At 66.6% G+C, this 410-nt stretch carries 1 protein-coding gene; it reads left to right on the forward strand.

The features are described from left to right. Nucleotides 1–410, forward strand: a 410-nt coding sequence (locus tag ENZ74_RS34195; protein ID WP_127313392.1) for an ABC transporter permease subunit, incomplete at both ends; no start/stop codon positions are given.

Below are 410 nucleotides of genomic sequence, written 5' to 3' on the forward strand. Positions count from 1 at the left end.
GTGCTCGACCTGATGCAGACGCTGCCGACCTTCGTCTACCTGATCCCGGTGCTGACGCTGTTCGGCCTCGGCAACGCGCCCGGCCTCATCGTCACCATCATCTTCGTCATCCCGACCGCGGTCCGGCTCACGCATCTGGGCGTCGTCTCGGTGCCGAAGTCGATCGTCGAGGCTGGCGAGGCTTTCGGCGCCACCAAGAGCCAGCTGCTGTGGAAGGTGGAACTGCCGTCGGCGCTGCCCACCATCATGGCCGGCCTGACGCAATCGATCATGCTGTCGCTGTCGATGGTGGTGTTTGCCGCACTGATCGGCGCCGGCGGGCTCGGCACCGAGATCAACCGGGCGCTCGGCTCGCGCCGCATCGACCTCGGGCTTGAGGCGGGGCTTGCCATCCTCGTTTTGGGCATCGT

The sequence above is a fragment of the Mesorhizobium sp. M7A.F.Ca.CA.002.15.2.1 genome (assembly GCF_003998715.1).
In the GTDB taxonomy this organism is placed as follows: Bacteria; Pseudomonadota; Alphaproteobacteria; order Rhizobiales; family Rhizobiaceae; genus Mesorhizobium; species Mesorhizobium ciceri.